We start from the raw sequence: 2530 nt of genomic DNA on the forward strand, positions 1-2530 counted from the left end.
TCGCTATCTATTGCATGTTCAGCTAGTTTTTCTGATTCATAACATTGCATATTTATTTTAGTTTTGCAACACCCTCCACCAGTAATGAAAACAGATGAGCAACTGATAGATCCATCGCCACTACAAAAGCTTGGAGATAGCTTGAAAGAAACGAATGTAATCGCAACGGAATTTAAAGAGAGTACGAGAAAAAAGAAACCAAAATTACTATATAACTTAACGGATATCTACAAAGATGCACATGCCAAGATGAAGATAAATGCAGAAACAGCTAAAAAACATATTCAGAGTTTGTATGAAGAAGGCTTTATCACATATCCTCGTTCTTCATCCAGGCACTTACCTACAGAACAAGTGGAACGAGTGAAAGAAGTAATGGGAGCACTAGAAAAAAGCTCTTATGCAAATCTCGTACAACAAGTAATCCCATCTTCTATTACAAAAAAACACACTACATTTAATGATGAATTAGTCAGTAGTCACTTTGCCATCATCCCAACAACAAAATTATATGTCGGGACGAATCGAGATCCATTAGAAAAACAGTTATATGACTTAATTGTAAAACGATTTATCGGGAACTTTATGAAACCAGCAATCTACCTGGTAAGAGAAGTACATTTTATAGATCAAGAGGGCAACACATACAGTACAAAAGAAAAAATCCTACAAGAGAAAGGGTTTCTAAGTGTGTTTCAAGAGGATATAGAAGAGGGGTCAGTTGAAGCATTCCAGATACCTATTTTACGAGAAGGAGATTCTTTCAGAATCGTTCAGTATGACTTGATTGAGTCTCGAACAAAGAAACCAGCCTTTCATACGGAAAGTTCCATTTTAACCTTTATGGAAACGACAGGACGTAAATTAGATGATGAACATTTGAAGGAACTCATGAAAGGGAAACGGATTGGGACAGTGGCAACGGAAGAAACATTTATTCCGAAGCTGTTAGATCGTAGCTATATTGATGTCACCAATAATCAAATTCGAACGACACCTATTGGTCGTGCTTTTATAGATGCTTTTCCGGTAGATACAATTAAAAATCCAGCTTATACGGCTGAAATGGAAGGGATGATTTACATGATCGAAAAGGATGAAATGAATTATGAAGAATTCGTAGAAAAAACAAATACGTTTGTAAAAGATACGGTGGAACAATTAGGCGCAATGGATGATAAGGTGTCGGATAGCATTATTAATACCTGGAATCAGCAGATTGAGGTGTGCAAATGCCCTTGTAGAAAAGGGAAAATCCTTCATAAAGGGAACTTTTACGGGTGCAGTAATTATCCGGAATGTGAAATCTCCTTACCGAAAAAAATTAAAGAAAAAGCGATTCCGGAAGCACAAGCGAAAAAGCTGTTTGAAGATAAGAAAACAGATCTTTTAAAAGGATTTAAGTCCAATGAGAAGGAGTTTTCCGCTTATCTCGTGTTACATGAAGGGAAAGTTAAATTTCAGTTCCCAACACAAGAGGAGCTGTCATTTGGTAAATGTCCAAAATGTAAAAAAGGGGATATGCTTCATCGTAAAACATTTTATGGATGCACAGAGCATAAAAATGGATGTGATTTTATGTTACCAGCCAAAATGAAAGGGAAAGCAATCCCTGGTAATCAAATGAAGAAGCTACTTCAGTATAAAACAACAGATTTTATCAATGGCTTTCAAGGAGAAAAGGGAGAATTTACAGCAGCTATCTATATGGAAACGGACGGAAGTTTGAAATTCCGTTTTCCAACGACTGAAGATCGTACCATTGGTAAATGTCCATTGTGTAAGAGTAGGGTTCTTGTAGGGAAAAGTAACTACTTATGTGAGAAATACAAAAAAGGCTGTGACTTCATTATTTTTGGTACATTCTCTGGTAAAAATTTAAGTAGTAACCATGTGAAAAAGTTATTAGAAAAGAATGTAACGGATCAGATCAAAGGGTTTATCTCAAATAAAAACGGGAAGAAATTTGACGCTCGTTTATCATACAGCGTACAGGAGAAGCGATTAAAATTCTTATTCGGCAAATAAAAATGAAATGTAACAACTATAAGTAGCAAAAGAGGACTAGGAAACGGAATAGTCCTCTTTTTTATTTCATTTTATAGAGTAAAGGGGGGATTCCGTAATGGCATATGTCAGTGCGGAGGATGCGATGAAAGCAAGAAAAGTTGACTTGATTTCATATCTGGAAGCAAAAGGAGAAACGTTTAAGAAAGAAGGAAATTATTATCGTCATACGGAACATGACAGTCTCATCATTAAAGGAAACCAGTACGCCTGGAATAGTCGAGGGGAAAAAGGATATGGAGCGATTAGCTTTGCGATGATGTACTATGATATGACATTCCCACAAGCCGTGATGGACATTCAGAAGGGGGACTACAAAGAGTTTGATCGTTCAAAAGCGGAAGAGGAGCGCAAAAAAGAGCAGCAGCCTTTTCGTTATCCAAAACACTTAGAACCTGTTTAAAATCTTTTTAATAAAATCGCTACACCTGCCAATAAGCAACTCTGTCTGCTATTTTCAAGT

The 2530-nt window shown here is 36.4% G+C and carries 2 pseudogenes; both read left to right on the top strand.

The features are described from left to right. Positions 1–78 precede the first annotated feature (78 nt). Positions 79–2028: pseudogene (locus ACQRBL_RS27615) on the top strand (DNA topoisomerase); the annotation flags it as partial. 97 nt (positions 2029–2125) lie between these two features. Continuing rightward, positions 2126–2461 (top strand): annotated as a pseudogene (locus ACQRBL_RS27620) (hypothetical protein); the annotation flags it as partial. Positions 2462–2530: the final 69 nt, after the last annotated feature.

This window comes from Bacillus sp. AF62, assembly GCF_050312695.1.
GTDB lineage: Bacteria > Bacillota > Bacilli > Bacillales > Bacillaceae_G > Bacillus_A > Bacillus_A cereus.